Origin of the sequence: Pseudomonas sp. RA_5y_Pfl1_P24, assembly GCF_963970945.1 — a bacterium.
Classification (GTDB): domain Bacteria; phylum Pseudomonadota; class Gammaproteobacteria; order Pseudomonadales; family Pseudomonadaceae; genus Aquipseudomonas; species Aquipseudomonas tritici.
Window position 1 is genome coordinate 1 of record NZ_CAXAOJ010000002.1, and the last position, 18,429, is coordinate 18,429.

Genomic DNA, 18,429 nt, shown 5'->3' on the forward strand with positions numbered 1-18,429 from the left:
AGGGCGGGTGTTGGAGGGATGTTTCTGAACCACCGTCCAAGGCCTTCGAGACCCAGGACGGTGAAGGTATCAAAGACCCGGTTTCCGGTGGATCGTAAGGCTGCTCCGCTTAAGTGAACAGCATTACCTCGTAAGAGGGGTTTTTTTGTGGGCGTAAGAAAAATACCTTCGACCACTAGGGTTACGCGCTGAATCGTTTGGTGGGGAACGTCCAGTCCCCGTCTTGCCACTGATCGGATCAGAGCCGCAGAGGCTCACCAATCATTGGGAGGGCGCGGGATATGTGGAGTTCTGGGATTTTCGGGCCAGGTGCCGGACGCGCAGTTTCTGTACCCGGTGCAGCGCCAGGGAGGGCAACACCGGTCGCGCCGGTTGCCGAAGTGACCGCGGTCAAGACGCTGCTCAGCGAACTGTTTGATGCGCAGCAAACAGGTAAGACCCAAACGGTTCAGGACACACGCGATAAGTTGAACAAGCTGCGTGAGCAGATGGGTGATGCAACATTCAAGGACATCCTTAACAAGCTGATCGATCAGGCTGATCAGCAGTTTCTTGAATTTCTCAAGCGGCTGCTGAAGGCGCTATTTCCCGAGAATGAGGATGTTGCTCCGCCTCCGCCTTCACCGGGAGGAGGAGGTGGCGGCGGCGGTGGACGCAGGGTCAATCCACGGGATTTCGGCAGCAGCGAACCCATGACCAACAAGCCATTCACTGAGGGTGCGCGCCACTTCGACTACAAACCTGACCACAGTAACCCTGGCAAGAAACCGCGCGTGGGCAAAGGGGATGGCAATATCTGGAGTGGTTTCAAGCAAGGTCCGGATGGAAACTGTGTCACCGTTTCAGCCATAAAGGCATCAATGATGCAGTTTGGCCAGAAGCCCACGGACGTCTTCAAGGACGTCAAACGAGTGGGAGATGGCTACGACGTAAAGATGCGGGATGGGTTCGAGCTGCATTTATCCAAGGCCGAATTGAAGCAGGCAGCGAGGTATGCACAGTTCCAGGGGGATGATCCGGCCATGATGGCCGATGCTAACTTCATGTACGCGGCGAGTGCCAAGCGAGCGCAGATGGAGGGTAATGGGTTCGATGATGACAAAAATGTCGCAAAGCAGAGTTTTGCTCATGCGATGCAAAGTTTGAACAATGGAGAAATGGGCTGGGAAGCGCTGGATAGGCTTGGCTTGAAAGGTCTTTACAGGAACTCTTCGAGTTCTGAACTTGCAAGCGGCAAGTTGGGTGTCGTTGATTATGGTGGTCATTCGATGGCGGTGATAGACGGCAGCATCGAGCTATGGGGGCAGCGGGGCCAGGCGCCACAGCCCGGTAACGCGTATGCGTTTAAATGGCCGCCAATAAAAAACCGATAACCCCAGCGAGTACAGAGGTTATCGGTTTCATTCAATCCCGGGCGTTTCAGCCTGGGATTGGCTTAGCTTATTGGCAAGCTTCGCAATCCGGCTCGTCAATCGCGCAAGCCTTTGGCACCGGGGCCGGACCGGCTGGAGCGGCGAGTACCGAGTCATCACCGTGGTTGCCGCCGCTGGAAACTGCGTTCAGCTTGCCGGTGTTGATGGTCGACTTCTCGGTGCTGGTCGCGGCCAGGGCACGGAGGTAGTAAGTGGTTTTCAGGCCACGGTACCACGCCATGCGGTAGGTCACGTCCAGCTTCTTGCCCGAAGCGCCGGCGATGTACAGGTTCAGGGACTGCGCCTGGTCGATCCACTTCTGGCGACGGCTGGCGGCGTCAACGATCCACTTGGTGTCCACTTCGAAGGCAGTCGCGTAGAGCTCTTTGAGTTCTTGCGGGATGCGCTCGATCTGCTGCACGGAACCGTCGTAGTACTTCAGGTCGTTGATCATGACCGAGTCCCACAGACCGCGGGCTTTAAGGTCGCGAACCAGGTACGGGTTGATCACGGTGAATTCGCCGGACAGGTTCGATTTCACATACAGGTTCTGGTAGGTCGGTTCGATCGACTGCGATACGCCAGTGATGTTGGCGATGGTGGCGGTCGGAGCGATGGCCATGATGTTGGAGTTACGAATGCCCTTCTGCACACGGGCACGTACCGGCGCCCAGTCCAGGGATTCTTCCAGGTCAACGTCGATGTACTTCTGGCCACGTTGCTCGATCAGGATCTGTTGAGAATCCAGCGGCAGGATGCCTTTGGACCACAGCGAACCCTGGAACGTCTCGTAGGCGCCGCGCTCGTCAGCCAAGTCGCAGGAAGCCTGGATCGCGTAGTAGCTGACCGCTTCCATGGACTTGTCGGCGAATTCGACCGCTGCATCCGAACCGTAAGGAATGTGCTGCAGGTACAGCGCGTCCTGGAAGCCCATGATGCCCAGGCCGACCGGACGGTGCTTGAAGTTGGAATTCTGCGCCTGTGGCACCGAGTAGTAGTTGATGTCGATCACGTTATCGAGCATACGGACGGCGGTGTTGACGGTGCGTTCCAGCTTGGCGGTGTCCAGCTTGCCGTTGACGATGTGATTCGGCAGGTTGATCGAGCCCAGGTTGCAAACGGCGATCTCGTCCTTGTTGGTGTTCAAGGTGATCTCGGTGCACAGGTTCGAGCTGTGGACCACGCCCACGTGTTGCTGCGGGCTGCGCAGGTTGCACGGGTCTTTGAAGGTCAGCCATGGGTGGCCGGTTTCAAACAGCATGGACAGCATTTTACGCCACAGGTCTTTGGCCTGGATGGTCTTGAACAGCTTGATCTTGCCAGGGTACTGGGACAGCGCTTCGTAGTACTCGTAGCGCTCTTCGAAGGCCTTGCCGGTCAGGTCGTGCAGGTCCGGAACTTCGGAGGGCGAGAACAGGGTCCACTGGCCGTCATCGAAGACACGCTTCATGAACAGGTCAGGGATCCAGTTGGCGGTGTTCATGTCGTGGGTACGACGACGGTCATCACCCGTGTTCTTGCGTAGCTCGATGAACTCCTCAATGTCCATGTGCCAGGTTTCCAGGTAGGCACACACCGCGCCTTTGCGCTTGCCGCCCTGGTTGACCGCTACGGCGGTGTCGTTCACAACTTTGAGGAACGGCACAACGCCCTGGGACTTGCCGTTGGTGCCCTTGATGTACGAACCCAAGGCACGTACTGGCGTCCAGTCGTTGCCCAGGCCGCCAGCGAATTTGGACAGCATGGCGTTGTCGTGGATCGCGTGGTAGATGCCCGACAGGTCATCCGGCACGGTGGTCAGGTAGCAGCTCGACAGCTGTGGACGCAGGGTGCCGGCGTTGAACAGGGTCGGGGTCGACGACATGTAGTCAAAGGACGACAACAGGTTGTAGAACTCGATGGCACGGTCTTCTTTGTGCTTCTCTTCAATCGCCAGGCCCATGGCCACGCGCATGAAGAACACTTGCGGCAGTTCGAAGCGGATACCGTCCTTGTGGATGAAGTAACGGTCGTACAGGGTTTGCAGGCCCAGGTACGTGAACTGCTGGTCGCGCTCGTGGTTGATCGCCTTGCCGAGTTTTTCCAGGTCGAAAGTGGCCAGGATCGGGTTCAGCAATTCGAATTCGATACCCTTGGCGATGTAGGCCGGCAGGGCCTTGGCGTACAGGTCGGCCATTTCGTGGTGGGTAGCGCTGCCGGCGACACCGAGGAAGCCCAGGCCTTCAGCACGCAGGGTGTCCATCAGCAGGCGCGCGGTCACGAACGAATAGTTCGGCTCACGTTCAACCAGGGTACGGGCGGTCATTACCAAGGCGGTATTGACGTCGGTCAGGGCCACGCCGTCGTACAGGTTCTTCAGGGTTTCACGCTGGATCAGGTCACCGTCGACTTCTTCGAGGCCTTCGCAGGCCTCGGTGATGATGGTGTTCAGGCGGCCCAGGTCCAGCGGTGCAAAGGTACCGTCGGCCAGGGTGATGCGGATCGAGGGGTGCGCTTGAACGGCGGCTTCGTCGGCCGGAGTGCGCACGGCACGTTCCTTGGCACGCGAATCACGGTAGATCACGTAGTCACGGGCAACTTTTTGCTCGCCGGCACGCATCAGGGCCAGTTCGACCTGGTCCTGGATTTCTTCGATGTGGATGGTGCCGCCCGAGGGCATGCGACGCTTGAAGGTCGCGGTGACTTGTTCGGTCAGGCGGGCAACGGTGTCGTGGATGCGCGACGAAGCGGCAGCGGTGCCGCCTTCAACTGCAAGAAACGCTTTGGTGATCGCGACGGTGATTTTGTCATCGGTGTAAGGAACGACAGTGCCGTTACGCTTGATCACGCGCAATTGGCCAGGTGCAGTGGCGGACAGATCCAGGTTCGAATCAGCGGCCTGCGGCACGGAGCCCTGCGGGTTCTCGCGAGTTGTGTCGGTTTGCATGGGGGGGTGTCTCCACATTCTATATTTATTTGGGCACCATCTCGGTGCCCACCGTTCCGTCCTGAAGCACTTACAGCAGGCCTGGGCCTGGCATAACAACTTCGGGACAGGAGGAAGGGAGCTGTTCGCGCCGCTTCCATGCCGAAGTCTTCGGTTCGGGGCTGAAAAGCCCTTGGCCGTATTCCTGGTGGGTGACAGTTGCCAGGTTCAGGCACTGCAACACCCGTACCGTTTTCCGCTATATGAGCTTGAAAACGGCTGCCATCCGCGTGCGCGGTTTGGGCTTTCAAAAAGTGCGTGGGTTCAACCAAACGAGTGCAAGAAAGGGCTTGAGTTTCTTGTCTGATCTGTGTTTGGTTTTTCGCTCAAAACGCTACATGTAGGGTTTTTTTTGCGCCGGGCTACAAGATAATGCGTTTTGGGGGGCTTAGCAACGCACTACCTGTGGATAACGTTGTGGGTAAAATGTGTATGAAACGTGGAACACCCGTGTAGGCCGCATTGCTGCTGGATTCGGCCGTTTGTCACCGGATATTCCAAGATAAAAACAGCGGGTTGGATTTTTGAGGGCGCGAACCCTATCACAAAAAAACGCGATCACCGAATGGATTTCCCGGCTTGTGTTTCGGGGTTGGGGCATGGCTACAATCGGCCATTGTTATGCCCTCAAAACATGACAAACAGGGTATGGCCAACGCAGTTTCTAATAATAACGAGGACCACCCGTGGAGCAAGAAGCCTGGCAAATACTGATCGTCGAGGACGACCAGCGACTGGCCGAACTGACCCGTGAGTATCTGGAGAGCAATGGCCTGCGGGTGTCAGTGGAAGGCGATGGCGCCCAGGCGGCCGCGCGTATCATCGCCGAGCAACCGAACCTGGTGATTCTGGACCTGATGCTGCCCGGCGAAGACGGCCTGAGCATCTGCCGCAAGGTGCGCGAGCGCTATGACGGCGTGATCCTGATGCTCACCGCGCGCACCGACGACATGGACCAGGTGATGGGCCTGGACATGGGCGCCGATGACTACGTGTGCAAACCCGTGCGCCCGCGTTTGTTGCTGGCACGCATCCAGGCCCTGCTGCGGCGCAGCGAACCGGCGGAACCGCCTGCGGTAGAGAATCAGCGCCGCCTGCAATTCGGCCGTTTGGTGGTGGACAATGCCCTGCGCGAGGCCTGGTTGAATAATGACGGTATCGAGTTGACCAGTGCCGAATTCGACCTGCTCTGGCTGCTGGTGGCGAATGCCGGTCGCATCCTGTCCCGCGAAGAAATTTTCATCGCCTTGCGTGGTATCGGCTACGACGGCCAGGACCGTTCGATTGATGTGCGCATCTCGCGCATCCGCCCGAAAATCGGCGACGACCCGATCCACCCACGTCTGATCAAGACCGTCCGCAGCAAAGGCTATTTGTTCGTCCCCGAAGCCGCCGCCGACATGCCGCTGTGAATTCGATCTTCCTGCGTATCTACGGAGGTATGTGCGCAGCGCTGATTCTGGTGGCGCTGCTCGGCGTACTGGCCCTGCACCTGCTCAACGAGGTGCGCAGCGGCCAGTACCGCGAGCGCCTGGCCCATGGCACCTTTGCCTTGATGGGCGACAACCTGCAGCCCATGAGTCCCATCGAGCGCCAACGCGCCCTGGCGGTGTGGGAGCGTTTGCTGGGGATCCCGCTGGAATTGCGCCCCCTGGCCGATGCGCACTTGGACTTGAGCCAGCGCAACAGCCTGCAACGTGGCCAAGTGCTGGTGCAACAGACTGGGCCTCACGCCGCGCGGGTGCTGCGATTGGTCAGTGCCCAGGAACCTCTCGTGCTGGAGGGGGAGGTGCAGCAGATCAGTGAGCAACTGGCGCGCGCGACGATCTACCTGCTCGCCGACGAACTGGTGCGCTTCCCGGTGGCCGAACAGCCGCAGCGCCTGGCAGACATAAAAGAAGCCAAGGGTTTTGGCTTCGACATGCACTTGATGACCCTCGACCATGCTGATATGGACGAAGACCAACGCCGTCGCGTATCGGAAGGCGATACAGTGATGGCCCTGGGCAAGGGCGGCGATTCGATCCGCGTGTTTGCCGGCATGGTTGGCACGCCGTGGGTGTTGGAACTCGGCCCCCTGTATCAGATGAACCCTTATCCGGCGCAGTGGCTGATCTTGATCGCCTTGATCGGCCTGACCCTGATCGGTCTGATCGTCTATCTATTGGTGCGTCAGCTTGAACGTCGCTTGCGCGGCCTTGAAGCCGCCGCCACACGCATTGCCAAGGGCAACCTGGAAGTCCGCGTGCCGGCCCGTGGCGCTGACTCGGTGGGGCGCCTCGCTGCAGCGTTCAACGGCATGGCCGAGCACTTGCAGCAGTTGCTGGCGATCCAGCGTGAACTGGTGCGCGCGGTGTCCCACGAACTGCGCACGCCCGTGGCGCGTCTGCGTTTCGGCCTGGAGATGGTCGGCGATGCCACCACCCCTGAGGCACGGCGCAAATACCTGGAGGGCATGGACAGCGACATCCAGGACCTCGATGGCCTGGTCGATGAAATGCTCACTTATGCGCGTCTGGAACAGGGCTCGCCGGAGCTGAATTTCCAGCGGGTCGACCTCAATGCGCTGCTCGATCAGGTGATCGGTGAATTATCGCCACTGCGCCCGCAGATCAACGTGGCGCGGGGTATCTGCCTGTCTTCGACGCATTGGGATGACGCCTGGGTCGACGCCGAGCCGCGTTATTTGCACCGTGCCCTGCAGAACCTGGTGAGCAACGCCATGCGCCACGCCCAAGGCCGCGTGTTGATCAGTTATCAGGTGGGCCAGGTGCGCTGCCGTGTCGACGTGGAAGACGACGGCCCTGGCGTGCCGGAAAGCGCTTGGGAGCGCATCTTCACGCCGTTCTTGCGCCTGGACGACAGCCGCACTCGCGCCTCGGGTGGGCATGGCCTGGGCTTATCGATTGTGCGTCGGATTATCTACTGGCACGGCGGCCGGGCGTTGATCAGCAAGAGCAACAATTTGGGTGGGGCGTGCTTCAGTCTGAGTTGGCCCAGGGATCAAGAGAAACCCTGATACCGCCTTCGCGGGCTGGCTCGCGAAAGCGATCGATCAGGCGCTGATAGCCACCAGGCTCAACAACTGCCCATCGGTCACCGCAAACTGCCCCACCAACGCCTTGCCATGGCACCACTCACTGGAAAGATCCGTCAGCAACCGTAGCCGCAGTTGGCCCGACTCGGACCACTCCAGCAACTCCGCATGCTCAAAATAAAAACGCTTCTGCACCATCGGGTAGAGCGCCTTGAACAGGCTCTCCTTGGCGGAAAACGTCAGCGTCACCAGCAATGCGACCTGCTCTCGCGGGAGGGCGGCCATACGCCGCATTTCATCGGCCGTCAGGATTTCTCCGGCCAGCCGTTCAGCCCGCTCCAGCGTCAGCACATTCTCCAGGTCCATCCCAAGCCCGCGCCATTGTGCCGTGTGCGCGGCAATCGCAGCGGCATGCCCGGTGCTGTGGGTGATGGAGCCACTGATGTGCGCGGGCCACACCGGTGCGCGGTCTTCACCGATGGCCGGCACGCAGTCGAAGTGATCGAGCTGTTGCAGTGCCGCGCGGGCGCAGAGCCGGCCGGCCAGGAACTCGGCCTGACGCTTGGCCACTGAACGCTGGATGCTCGCGGGGGGCGGTACGGCACTGCGCTGGAAGTCGCCTGGCGCTAATAAGGCTGGGTCAAACCGGGTGCTGAAAAACACCGTGCCCGGCAAGGGATCGGGCAGCGGCCAATGGGCGTCGAGCGGAGTGCAGCAAGCGGGTAGGGAATTCATGGGCGGTATTTTGCCGAGTTGATGGGCAACAGGATAGCCCGGCTGCGGTTCAGGTGCGGTTCAGAGCCTGTTCAGGGGGAGTTCAGGGGCGCCTGCGTAGTCTGGCCCTACAGCCAAAACGCGTGGAGGTAAGCACCATGAGTGCGATCAAAAAGCTGATGTTGGCGTTAACCATGCTCAGTGCCACCGCAGGGGCCCAGGCCGCCGATGGTGCCTTTGCCGCATTCGGCAAAGAAAAGACCCGAAAAACCAGCACCTTGATTCAGCGTGTCAGCGTCGAAGACGCTGGCAGCCAACCTACGCCTTGGGGCCAGTCCCTTGGCCTTGTAACCCCGCAGCCGGCCTACCGCGCTGGCTATGAACACCTGACCGGTCAGTTCAATGGTATTAAACTGCGCCCGCAAGATCTGCAGGGCCGCTATGATATCCCTCTGTCGGACAGTTGATTTGCTTTGGAGAGCCTTATGAAATTGCTGGTGGTGGAAGATGAGGCGCTGCTGCGCCATCACCTGTTTACCCGCCTGACCGACAGCGGCCACGTGGTCGAGGCCGTGGCCAATGCCGAAGAGGCCCTCTACCAGACGGGCCAATTCAACCATGACTTGGCCATCATCGACCTGGGCCTGCCCGGCCTGGGTGGGCTGGACCTGATCCGCCAACTGCGCACCCAGGCCAAGACCTTTCCGATCCTGATCCTCACGGCTCGCGGCAACTGGCAGGACAAGGTCGAAGGGTTGGCTGCTGGCGCGGACGACTACTTGGTCAAGCCGTTCCAGTTCGAAGAGCTGGAAGCGCGGATGAACGCGTTGCTGCGTCGCTCCAGTGGTTTCACCCAGTCAACCATCGTGGCCGGGCCGTTGCTGCTGGACCTTAACCGCAAGCAAGCGTCCCTGGACGAACAGCCCCTGGCGCTGACCGCCTACGAATACCGGATTCTCGAATACCTGATGCGCCACCACCAGCAAGTGGTCGCCAAGGACCGTTTGATGGAGCAGCTGTACCCTGATGACGACGAGCGTGATCCAAATGTCATCGAAGTGCTGGTCGGTCGCCTGCGCCGCAAGCTGGAAGGCCCGGTCGGGTTCAAGCCGATCGACACCGTGCGTGGCCTGGGCTACCTGTTCAATGAGCGCTGCCGTTGATTCGCTCGTTACGCGTGCGCTTGATGCTGGCGGCCGCCACCCTGGCCGTGCTGTTTATGCTGGGTTTGTTGCCGGCCATGCAGGGTGCGTTCAGCCTGGCATTGCAGGATTCCATCGAGCAGCGCCTGGCGTCGGACGTCACCACCCTGATTTCCGCCGCGCGGGTCGACAATAACCGCCTGCAGATGCCGGCGCAGTTGCCGGACGAACGTTTCAACCTCACCGACAGCCGCCTGCTCGGCTATATCTACGACCGCGAGGGCCACCTGGTGTGGCGTTCGCGGGCGACCAAAGAAGAGAACATCAACTACAAACCGCGCTACGACGGGCGCGGTAATGAATTTGCGCGAATTCGTGAGGCTAATGGTCAGGAATTCTTTGTGTATGACGTCGAGGTCAGGCTGCTGGGCGGCAAGAGCGCGGCGTTCAGTATCGTCGCCCTGCAACCGGTGCGTGAATATCAACTGACCCTCGAGGGCCTGCGCGAAAACCTCTACCTGGGTTTTGGTGCGGCGTTGCTGGTGTTGCTGACCTTGCTCTGGCTGGGCCTGACCTGGGGCTTACAAGCGTTGCGGCGGCTTAGCCAGGAACTCGACCAGATCGAAGGCGGCACCCGAGAGAGCCTTAGTGAACAACACCCCCGCGAATTGCTGCGCCTCACCGGCTCCCTCAACCGCTTGCTGCACAGCGAACGTGAGCAACGTGCGCGCTACCGCGACTCCCTCGACGATTTGGCCCACAGCCTGAAAACCCCGCTGGCGGTGTTGCAGGGCGTGAGCGAAGACATGGCCCAGCGCCCGGAAGATCGCGACCAGGCCTGGGTTTTGCAGTCGCAGATTGAGCGCATGAGCCAACAGATCAGTTACCAGTTGCAACGCGCCAGCCTGCGCAAAAGCGGCCTGGTGCGCCACCAGGTACGCCTGGCGCCGGTGCTGCAAAGTCTGTGCGACACACTGGACAAGGTCTACCGCGACAAACGCGTCACCGTCTCCTTTGAACTGCCGGATGAATGCGACGTGCCCATCGAGAAGGGCGCCTTGCTGGAATTGCTCGGCAACCTGCTGGAAAACGCTTACCGCCTGTGTTTGAGCGAAGTGCGCATCAGCCTGGTGGAAAGCCTGGAGGGCAGTGAGCTGTGCATCGAGGATGACGGGCCGGGTGTGCCGCCGGACCAGCGTGCGCGGATTCTGCAACGGGGTGAAAGGCTGGATCGCCAGCATCCCGGGCAGGGGATTGGCTTGGCGGTGGTCAAGGATATTATTGAAAGCTACGGCGCACGGTTGACCCTGGGGGATTCAGCGTTGGGTGGTGCTGCGTTCAAGATTCACTTTCCGGCCTTGTGATCTCTATTGACTCCACTGGTCTCTTCGCGAGCAAGCCCGCTCCCACATTCGACCGCACTCCTGCAGGATAAACGCGGTTAAATGTGTGCGGGCTTGCTCGCGAAAGGGCCGGCAATGGCAACACACCTCTAACTCTCTTGGGCCCGATACGCCCCCGGCGTCAGCCCGGTCCACTTCTTGAACGCCCGATGAAACGCCGACGGCTCGGAAAACCCCAACTGCTCGGCTAGCTCCTGCAACGACAAATTCGCTCGGCCCAAATGATAAATGGCGATGTCCCGCCGCAGCTCATCCTTGAGTGCCTGAAAGCTGGTGCCTTCTTCGCGTAAGTGCCTGCGCAGGGTCTGCGGGCTGATGTGCAGGTGCTGTGCGACGGCTTCCAGGTCCGGCCAGGGTGTGCGGTCGCGGCTGAGCAAGCGGCGTAGCTGACTGCTCAAGCTATCGCCTTCATCGGGCCGAGAGAGCAAATCGGCGGGTGAGCGCTCCAAAAAGTGTTTGAGTGTGCGCTCATCCTGCAGCAGCGGCAGGTTCAGGTAGCGCGCGGGAAACACCAAGCTACTGTTCGGCGAACCGAATACCTGGGCACAGGGAAACAACAGGTCGTATTCGCCGGCGTGGGCCGGCATCGGATAACTGAAGGTGGCCTGGTGCAGCCGAATACGCTGGCCGATCAGCCAGCTGCCCAGGCGATGCCAGATCACCAGCAGGCATTCGCTGAGGAAGTGATCCGGGTCCCACAACTGCGAGTCGTCCAGACTCAAGCGGGCCATTTCGCCTTCACGTGTCAGCTCCCAGCGCGGGCCTTGTGGGAATAGGCCATAAAATAATAAGCCGCGCTCCAGGGCTTTCTCCAGGGTGCGGCAGTGGATGAGCGCGTGGCACATCATGGCAAAGGTGCCGCGCTTGCTCGGACCTTCGGCGAACCCCAGGTATTCATCGTCCAGTGCCAGCCAGAGCATTTGCAGCAGTCGGGTGAATTGCTCCGGCGCGATGCGGGCACGGGGTTCTGCGAGCAGCTCCGGAGCGATGCCCACCTGGTGCAACAGCCCCGAATAGTCGTAACCGGCCCGACGCGCCCCGCCGAGGGCAGCCCGGGCGAAATGACTGGCGATGGTACGTTCACGCATGCGAAGGCCTCGTCCATGGAGTGGCGGATGGTAGCCAGCGCCGGAGAGGCTCACAAGGCGGATATCCGCCAAATTGTAGGACGAGATTGGGTTGGTGGGCGGAAATCCGCCACTGGCTTTCGCGCTTGAGAGGGCGCCAGGAACCCCGAAACCCTGATGTCTAAAGGCCTTTAAGGCTTTTCAACGAAGTGGCACGGCGTTTGCGATAAGGACTACAGCGCAGGCCTGGTCCTACAGATCGCGTAAACAACAAATCCCTCCAGTGCAGGAGGGTTCGCAATTCAAGTGTCGTGGGCAATGGCGGATATTTGCCACACGGGACGATTGAGGAACTTTGCAATGACGACTCGTCAGCCAATCTACAAATCCCTGTACTTCCAGGTGATCGTTGCAATCGTTATCGGTATTTTGCTCGGTCACTTCTACCCGCAGACCGGCGTGGCCCTGAAGCCACTGGGTGACGGGTTCATCAAACTGATCAAAATGGTCATCGCCCCGATCATCTTCTGCACCGTTGTCAGCGGCATCGCTGGCATGCAAAGTATGAAATCGGTGGGCAAAACCGGCGGCTACGCGCTGCTGTACTTCGAAGTCGTATCTACCATCGCGCTGCTGATTGGCTTGATCGTGGTCAACGTTGTGCAACCGGGCGCCGGCATGCACATCGACGTAGCGACCCTGGACGCCTCCAAAGTCGCGGCCTACGTGACTGCCGGTAAAGACCAGAGCATCGTTGGCTTTATCCTCAACGTCATCCCTAACACCATCGTCGGCGCTTTCGCCAACGGCGACATCCTGCAAGTGCTGATGTTCTCGGTGATCTTCGGTTTCGCCCTGCATCGCCTGGGTGCCTACGGCAAACCAGTGCTGGACTTCATCGATCGCTTCGCCCACGTGATGTTCAACATCATCAACATGATCATGAAGCTCGCGCCAATCGGTGCCCTGGGCGCCATGGCGTTCACCATTGGTGCCTATGGTGTAGGTTCCCTGGTGCAACTGGGTCAGTTGATGATCTGCTTCTACATCACCTGCGTTCTGTTCGTGCTGGTGGTGCTGGGTGGCATCTGCCGCGCTCACGGTTTCAGCGTGATCAAAATGATCCGCTACATCCGTGAAGAGTTGCTGATCGTTCTGGGTACTTCGTCTTCCGAATCCGCACTGCCACGCATGCTGATCAAGATGGAGCGTCTGGGCGCGAAGAAATCCGTAGTAGGCCTGGTGATCCCGACGGGCTACTCGTTCAACCTCGACGGTACGTCGATCTACCTGACCATGGCTGCCGTGTTTATCGCCCAGGCGACTGACACCCACATGGACATCACCCATCAGATCACCCTGCTGCTGGTGCTGCTGCTGTCCTCCAAAGGCGCTGCTGGCGTGACGGGTTCGGGCTTTATCGTCCTGGCTGCGACCCTGTCGGCTGTAGGCCACCTGCCGGTTGCCGGCCTGGCGCTGATTCTGGGTATCGACCGCTTCATGTCCGAAGCTCGCGCGCTGACCAACCTGGTGGGTAACGCCGTTGCCACCATCGTTGTGGCCAAATGGGTCAACGAACTGGACGAAGACAAGCTGCAGAGCGAGCTGGCGTCGGGCGGTACCGGAATCTCGGAAACCCGCGAGCTGGATGACCTGGGCGTGGCCGAAGGCCCTGCACCTGTCGTCAAGTAAGTCGCTGATGGTGTGAACTAACGCCGACTGCAACGCACAAACGCCCCGACTGGTTCGGGGCGTTTGCGTTTCTGGCGCGTCACTTTGGTGGCTTTTGTTTTACAGTAAGTGAATGGTTTTTTACGCTTGCAGGAGGTTTTGTGGACAGTGTGGATCTGAATGTCCTGCGCAGCGTGCTGGAATGGCGTCGCGCCGGGCAGCGAGTGGTGTTGTACAGCGTGGTCCAGACCTGGGGCAGCGCGCCGCGCCCGCCGGGCGCCATGCTGGCGCTGCGCGGCGATGGCGTGGTGATCGGCTCGGTGTCTGGCGGTTGCATCGAGGATGACTTGATTGCGCGCCTGCAGGATGGCCGACTGCCTGAAGACGGGCCGCCGGTGCAGTTGGTGACTTACGGCGTCACCCGCGATGAAGCGGCGCGTTTTGGCCTGCCATGCGGGGGCACCTTGCGCCTGACTGAAGAGCGCGTGGACGCGTGGGAATGGGTGTCGGAACTGCTGGCGCGTTGTGAAGATCATCAGATCGTCGCACGTGAGCTGGACTTGACCACCGGTAAAGTCACCTTGAGCAGCGCGAGCAAGACCGATGGGGTGACCTTCGACGGCAAACGGCTGCGGGCTATCTATGGCCCGCGCTGGCGTTTGCTGCTGATCGGCGCCGGGCAGTTGTCGCGCTACGTGGCGGAAATGGCGCGGTTGCTGGATTTCGAAGTGCTGATCTGCGACCCGCGCGACGAGTTCGTCTACGGCTGGGAAGAACAGCACGGCCGCTTCGTACCGGGCATGCCCGATGAAGCGGTGCTGAACATACAGACCGATGAGCGTACGGCTATCGTCTGCCTCACCCATGATCCGCGCCTGGATGATATGGCACTGCTTACGGCATTGAATTCCTCGGCGTTCTACATCGGCGCCCTGGGTTCGCGGGTCAACACCCAGAAACGCCGGGAAAACCTCGCGGTGCTGGGGTTGTCGGCGCAAGCGATTGCGCGCCTGCACGGGCCGATCGGGTTGCATATCGGCAGCCATACGCCGGCGGAAATCGCGCTGTCTTTGATGGCGGAAATTGTTGCGATCAAGAACGGTGTGGCGCCAATGCAGAAAAAGCCGCTGCCGGTGGTCGCTGAGTGACGCTGACGGCGATTGTGCTCGCGGCGGGGCAGGGCAGTCGCTTTCGTGCCGAGGCGGGGGCTGACCAAGATAAGCTGTTGGCTGATTGCGTCGGCCTGGATGGCGTGACTCGGCCAGTGATCGAGCAGGTGCTGGTGAATTTACCGAGGCGCGTTGTAAAGCGCTGGCTGGTGACCTCGCCAGAGCGAACGCAGGTGATCCGTTTGGCTGAGGCGTATGGCTGCGACGTCCTGCTGCTGCGCTCGGCGGGGATGGGCGACAGTCTTGCCGCGGCGGTGGCGGCCAGCGGTCCGGCGGACGGCTGGCTGGTGCTGCTGGGGGACATGCCGTTTATTCAGTCATCGAGCATTGAGCAAGTAATCGATGGGTTGGAGGAGGGTGGCATCAGCGTGCCGGTGCAGGATGGGCAGTATGGGCATCCAGTGGCGTTTGATCGGTCATCTGGGTCGGCGCTGATGGCATTGACCGGTGACCGTGGGGCCAAACCGCTGTTTGCGCAGGCGATGGTGCGTGAAGTGTCGGTAGATGATCCGGGCGTACTCTGGGACGTCGACTTGCCGCCTTCCCTGACTTTCACCCCGATCTAAGTGTGGGAGCTGGCAAGCCACACACAGTTGATTGCATTCCAAATCGATAAATCAGTGTTTTCGTAGCCATAAAAAGCCCCGCCTGATCACTCAGGCGGGGCTTTTCAGTTGCTGCTGGAATCAGGCGAGGGGTTTAGGCTCGTGCTCTGCTTCCCGTGCAGCCGCGGCGGCGGCTTCAGCTTCCTTGCGACGACGACGCACTTCACGTGGGTCGTTCGGTGCACGGCCGTTTTCGGTCAGCGCGCTGGCCGGTGCGGCTTCAACCACTGGAGCGGCAACTTCGGCAACCACCGGCGCTTCAACGACTGGCGCAGGTTCAACGACCGGAGCTGGCTCAACCACTGGGGCAGGCTCGGCAATCACGACTTCAGCAGCCGGTGCTGGCGCTTCTTCCACCACAGGGGCTGGCGCTTCAACCGGAGCGGCAGGCTCGGCAGTCCATTGGAAGGCGGTCTGTTCCTCACGAACTTCGCGTACTTCTGATGCGGCTTCGACAACCGGTGCTTCAACAAACGCTTCGACCACTGGCTGAGATTCAACCACAGGTGCTGGCTCAACAGCTGCCACTTCAACTTCTGGCTGAGCTTCAGGCGCCTGCGCCACTTCCACTTCCGGTACAACCGGCGCTTCGATTGGGCTAGTCGCTTCGACAACCGGTGCTTCTACCACTGGCGCTTCAGCAGCGGGGGCTTCAACAACCGGCGTTTCAACGACTGGGGTCTCGGCAACAGGTGCTTGCACAGCAGCGGTTTCTTCGACAGTGGCGTTAGCGCGTTCAGCCTGATCGTGGGCCTGGGCTTCAGCAGGTGCGCTGATGACCGAGCTGGCAACGGCAGCAGTAACGGCCAGGCCGGCAGCCAGTTCGTCGCCAGTTGGCTCGCTGGTAGCGGTTTCTGCGTTTTCGCCGGCTTCTTCCGAGCCTTCGATCACGTTGCCGTTGGCATCACGTTGACGCTCACGACGGTTGCTGCGACGACGCTGGCCACGGGAGCGGCGGCGTGGACGATCGCCTTCGGCGCCTTCCTGACCGTCTTCCTGCCGTTGCTCTTCGCTGGTCAGCACTTCCTCTTCTTCGCTGGCGGTAGCCGTTTGCTCGGCACGTGGTTGACGCTCTTCACGCGGAGCGCGCGGTTGGCGTTCTTCACGTGGCGCACGCTCTTCGCGTGGTTGGCGAGCCGGGCGTTCTTCTGCAACGACAGCGGCACCGGCAACGGCTGGCGCAGCGTCCAGTGGCTCGCGCAGTTCACGCACACGCTCTTCACGCTCGCCGCGAGGCTTGCGATCTTCACGCGGGGCACGTGGAGCACGTGGTGCGCGCTCTTCACGCGGTGCGCGTTCTACGGCTGGCGTTTCTTCACGGGCTTCGCGAGGGGCACGCTCTTCACGTGGGGCGCGTTCTTCACGCGGCGCACGTTCTTCGCGCGGCTTGCGCTCTTCGTCACGGCGACCGTTGCGGTTACGGCTTTGTTGGCGACCGTTGCGACGCTCTTCGTTGCGTGCAGGACGCTCGGAAGCCGGTTTTTCAACCACAACCGGAGCGGCTGGCTCTTCTTTGGTGGCGAACAGGCTGACCAGCGACTTCACCAGGCCTTTGAACAGGCTTGGCTCAGGCATAACGGCCGGTGCGGCAACAGGCGCTGCTGCTTCAACTGGTACCGGTGCATTGGCACGGGCAGGGGCCGTCTTGACCGCAGCTTCCTGGCGAACCAAGGTGCGGGTCGCAGCGGCTGGCTGGACTTCTTCCACTTCAGCAGCGGCAGCGGCGATTTCGTAGCTGGACTGGCCGCTGTGGGCTTCCGGGCTGTCATCACGCAGGCGCTGCACTTCGAAGTGCGGCGTTTCGAGGTGATCGTTCGGCAGGATGACGATACGGGCACGGGTGCGCAGTTCGATCTTGGTGATCGAGTTGCGTTTTTCGTTGAGCAGGAAAGCTGCAACCGGAATCGGCACTTGTGCGCGGACTTCGGCGGTGCGGTCTTTCAGGGCTTCTTCTTCGATCAGGCGCAGGATCGCCAGGGACAGCGATTCAACGTCACGGATGATACCGGTGCCGTTGCAACGCGGGCAGACGATACCGCTGCTTTCGCCCAGGGAAGGACGCAGGCGCTGACGAGACATTTCCAACAGGCCGAAGCGCGAGATGCGGCCGACTTGCACGCGGGCACGGTCAGCTTCCAGGCATTCGCGGACTTTCTCTTCCACGGCGCGCTGGTTCTTGGCTGGGGTCATGTCGATAAAGTCGATCACGATCAGGCCGCCGATATCACGCAGGCGCAGTTGGCGGGCGATTTCTTCAGCCGCTTCCAGGTTGGTCTGCAGCGCGGTTTCTTCGATGTCGCTGCCTTTGGTCGCACGCGCCGAGTTGATATCGATGGACACCAGGGCTTCGGTCGGGTCGATCACAATGGAGCCGCCGGAAGGCAGTTCGACCACGCGCTGGAAGGCGGTCTCGATCTGGCTTTCGATCTGGAAACGGTTGAACAGCGGAACGCTGTCTTCGTAGAGCTTGATCTTGCTGGCGTACTGCGGCATCACCTGGCGGATGAAGGTCAGGGCTTCGTCCTGGGCTTCAACGCTGTCGATCAGCACTTCGCCGATGTCCTGGCGCAGGTAATCACGGATGGCGCGGATGATCACGTTGCTTTCCTGATAGATCAGGAACGGCGCGGAACGATCCAGGGACGCTTCTTTGATGGCGGTCCACAGTTGCAGCAGGTAGTCGAGGTCCCACTGCATTTCTTCGCTGCTGCGGCCCAGGCCGGCAGTACGAACGATCAGGCCCATGTCGGCCGGTGCGATCAGGCCGTTCAGCGCTTCACGCAGTTCGTTGCGCTCTTCGCCTTCGATGCGACGGGAAATGCCGCCGGCACGTGGGTTGTTCGGCATCAGCACCAGGTAACGGCCGGCCAGGCTGATGAAGGTGGTCAGGGCGGCGCCCTTGTTGCCACGTTCTTCTTTTTCGACCTGGACGATGACTTCCTGGCCTTCGCTCAGGACGTCCTTGATGTTCACGCGGCCTTCAGGGGCTTTCTTGAAGTATTCGCGGGAGATTTCTTTGAGGGGCAGGAAGCCGTGGCGCTCGGAGCCGAAATCGACAAAGGCAGCCTCAAGGCTTGGTTCGATGCGAGTAATTCGGCCTTTATAGATGTTGGCCTTCTTTTGCTCGCGTGCACCGGATTCGATGTCCAGGTCGTAGAGGCGTTGGCCATCTACCAGTGCAACACGCAACTCTTCGGGTTGAGTTGCGTTAATCAGCATTCTTTTCATGTTGTACCGTCGGTTT

At 60.4% G+C, this 18,429-nt stretch carries 13 protein-coding genes; 9 read left to right on the forward strand and 4 right to left on the reverse strand.

Annotated features, from left to right (window positions below; all coding sequences use genetic code 11):
- Positions 1–281 precede the first annotated feature (281 nt).
- Positions 282–1,373, forward strand: a complete 1,092-nt coding sequence (locus AACY30_RS02555) for a hypothetical protein (protein WP_339467750.1) — start codon at positions 282–284, stop codon at positions 1,371–1,373.
- A 67-nt stretch (positions 1,374–1,440) separates the two neighbouring features.
- On the opposite strand, the gene AACY30_RS02560 is transcribed toward AACY30_RS02555, so the two are convergent.
- The gene (locus tag AACY30_RS02560; RefSeq protein WP_339539617.1) at positions 1,441–4,338 is read right to left on the reverse strand and encodes a ribonucleoside-diphosphate reductase subunit alpha; all 2,898 of its coding nucleotides are present in this window, start codon (positions 4,336–4,338) and stop codon (positions 1,441–1,443) included.
- Positions 4,339–5,063: 725 nt separating this feature from the next.
- On the opposite strand from AACY30_RS02560, the gene AACY30_RS02565 reads away from it, so the two are divergent.
- Positions 5,064–5,789, forward strand: coding sequence for a response regulator (locus AACY30_RS02565; RefSeq protein WP_339467752.1), 726 nt, complete (start codon positions 5,064–5,066; stop codon positions 5,787–5,789).
- Positions 5,786–7,396 (forward strand): ATP-binding protein, encoded by a 1,611-nt coding sequence (locus tag AACY30_RS02570; RefSeq protein ID WP_339467755.1) that lies wholly within the window; start codon positions 5,786–5,788, stop codon positions 7,394–7,396. Before AACY30_RS02565 ends, AACY30_RS02570 begins: the two co-directional genes overlap by 4 nt.
- 36 nt (positions 7,397–7,432) lie before the next feature.
- Here the strand turns inward: AACY30_RS02570 and AACY30_RS02575 are convergent, their stop codons facing one another.
- Entirely contained in the window at positions 7,433–8,149 is a 717-nt protein-coding gene (locus AACY30_RS02575; RefSeq protein WP_339539619.1) for a 4'-phosphopantetheinyl transferase family protein, read from the reverse strand.
- A gap of 137 nt (positions 8,150–8,286) precedes the next feature.
- Between AACY30_RS02575 and AACY30_RS02580 the strand changes: the two genes are divergently transcribed.
- From AACY30_RS02580 to AACY30_RS02590, 3 genes are read left to right on the forward strand one after another with little or no spacing between them, the layout of a single operon-like run.
- Positions 8,287–8,595 carry a hypothetical protein gene (locus AACY30_RS02580; protein WP_339437447.1) on the forward strand — a complete coding sequence of 103 codons (309 nt, stop codon included), beginning with the start codon at positions 8,287–8,289 and terminating at the stop codon, positions 8,593–8,595.
- 18 nt (positions 8,596–8,613) lie between these two features.
- A complete protein-coding gene (locus AACY30_RS02585; protein ID WP_339420892.1) occupies positions 8,614–9,291 on the forward strand; it encodes a response regulator in 678 nt (225 codons plus the stop codon).
- Positions 9,288–10,634, forward strand: a complete 1,347-nt coding sequence (locus tag AACY30_RS02590) for an ATP-binding protein (protein ID WP_339539623.1) — start codon at positions 9,288–9,290, stop codon at positions 10,632–10,634. Before AACY30_RS02585 ends, AACY30_RS02590 begins: the two co-directional genes overlap by 4 nt.
- A 128-nt stretch (positions 10,635–10,762) precedes the next feature.
- Here the strand turns inward: AACY30_RS02590 and AACY30_RS02595 are convergent, their stop codons facing one another.
- On the reverse strand, positions 10,763–11,761 hold the full coding sequence (locus AACY30_RS02595; protein ID WP_339467763.1) for an AraC family transcriptional regulator: 999 nt from the start codon (positions 11,759–11,761) through the stop codon (positions 10,763–10,765).
- Between the two features lie 339 nt (positions 11,762–12,100).
- Here AACY30_RS02595 and AACY30_RS02600 point away from each other — a divergent pair, with 339 nt between their 5' ends.
- The 3 genes from AACY30_RS02600 (at position 12,101) to AACY30_RS02610 (ending at position 15,146) form a co-directional block, all read left to right on the forward strand.
- Positions 12,101–13,432 (forward strand): dicarboxylate/amino acid:cation symporter, encoded by a 1,332-nt coding sequence (locus tag AACY30_RS02600; RefSeq protein ID WP_339420898.1) that lies wholly within the window; start codon positions 12,101–12,103, stop codon positions 13,430–13,432.
- A gap of 140 nt (positions 13,433–13,572) precedes the next feature.
- Positions 13,573–14,559 carry an XdhC family protein gene (locus AACY30_RS02605; RefSeq protein ID WP_339420900.1) on the forward strand — a complete coding sequence of 329 codons (987 nt, stop codon included), beginning with the start codon at positions 13,573–13,575 and terminating at the stop codon, positions 14,557–14,559.
- Complete coding sequence (locus tag AACY30_RS02610) at positions 14,556–15,146, forward strand: nucleotidyltransferase family protein (RefSeq protein ID WP_339467765.1); 591 nt, start codon at positions 14,556–14,558, stop codon at positions 15,144–15,146. Before AACY30_RS02605 ends, AACY30_RS02610 begins: the two co-directional genes overlap by 4 nt.
- Before the next feature lie 120 nt (positions 15,147–15,266).
- Here AACY30_RS02610 and rne read toward each other — a convergent pair whose 3' ends face one another.
- A complete protein-coding gene (rne, locus tag AACY30_RS02615; RefSeq protein WP_339539625.1) occupies positions 15,267–18,404 on the reverse strand; it encodes a ribonuclease E in 3,138 nt (1,045 codons plus the stop codon).
- Positions 18,405–18,429: the final 25 nt, after the last annotated feature.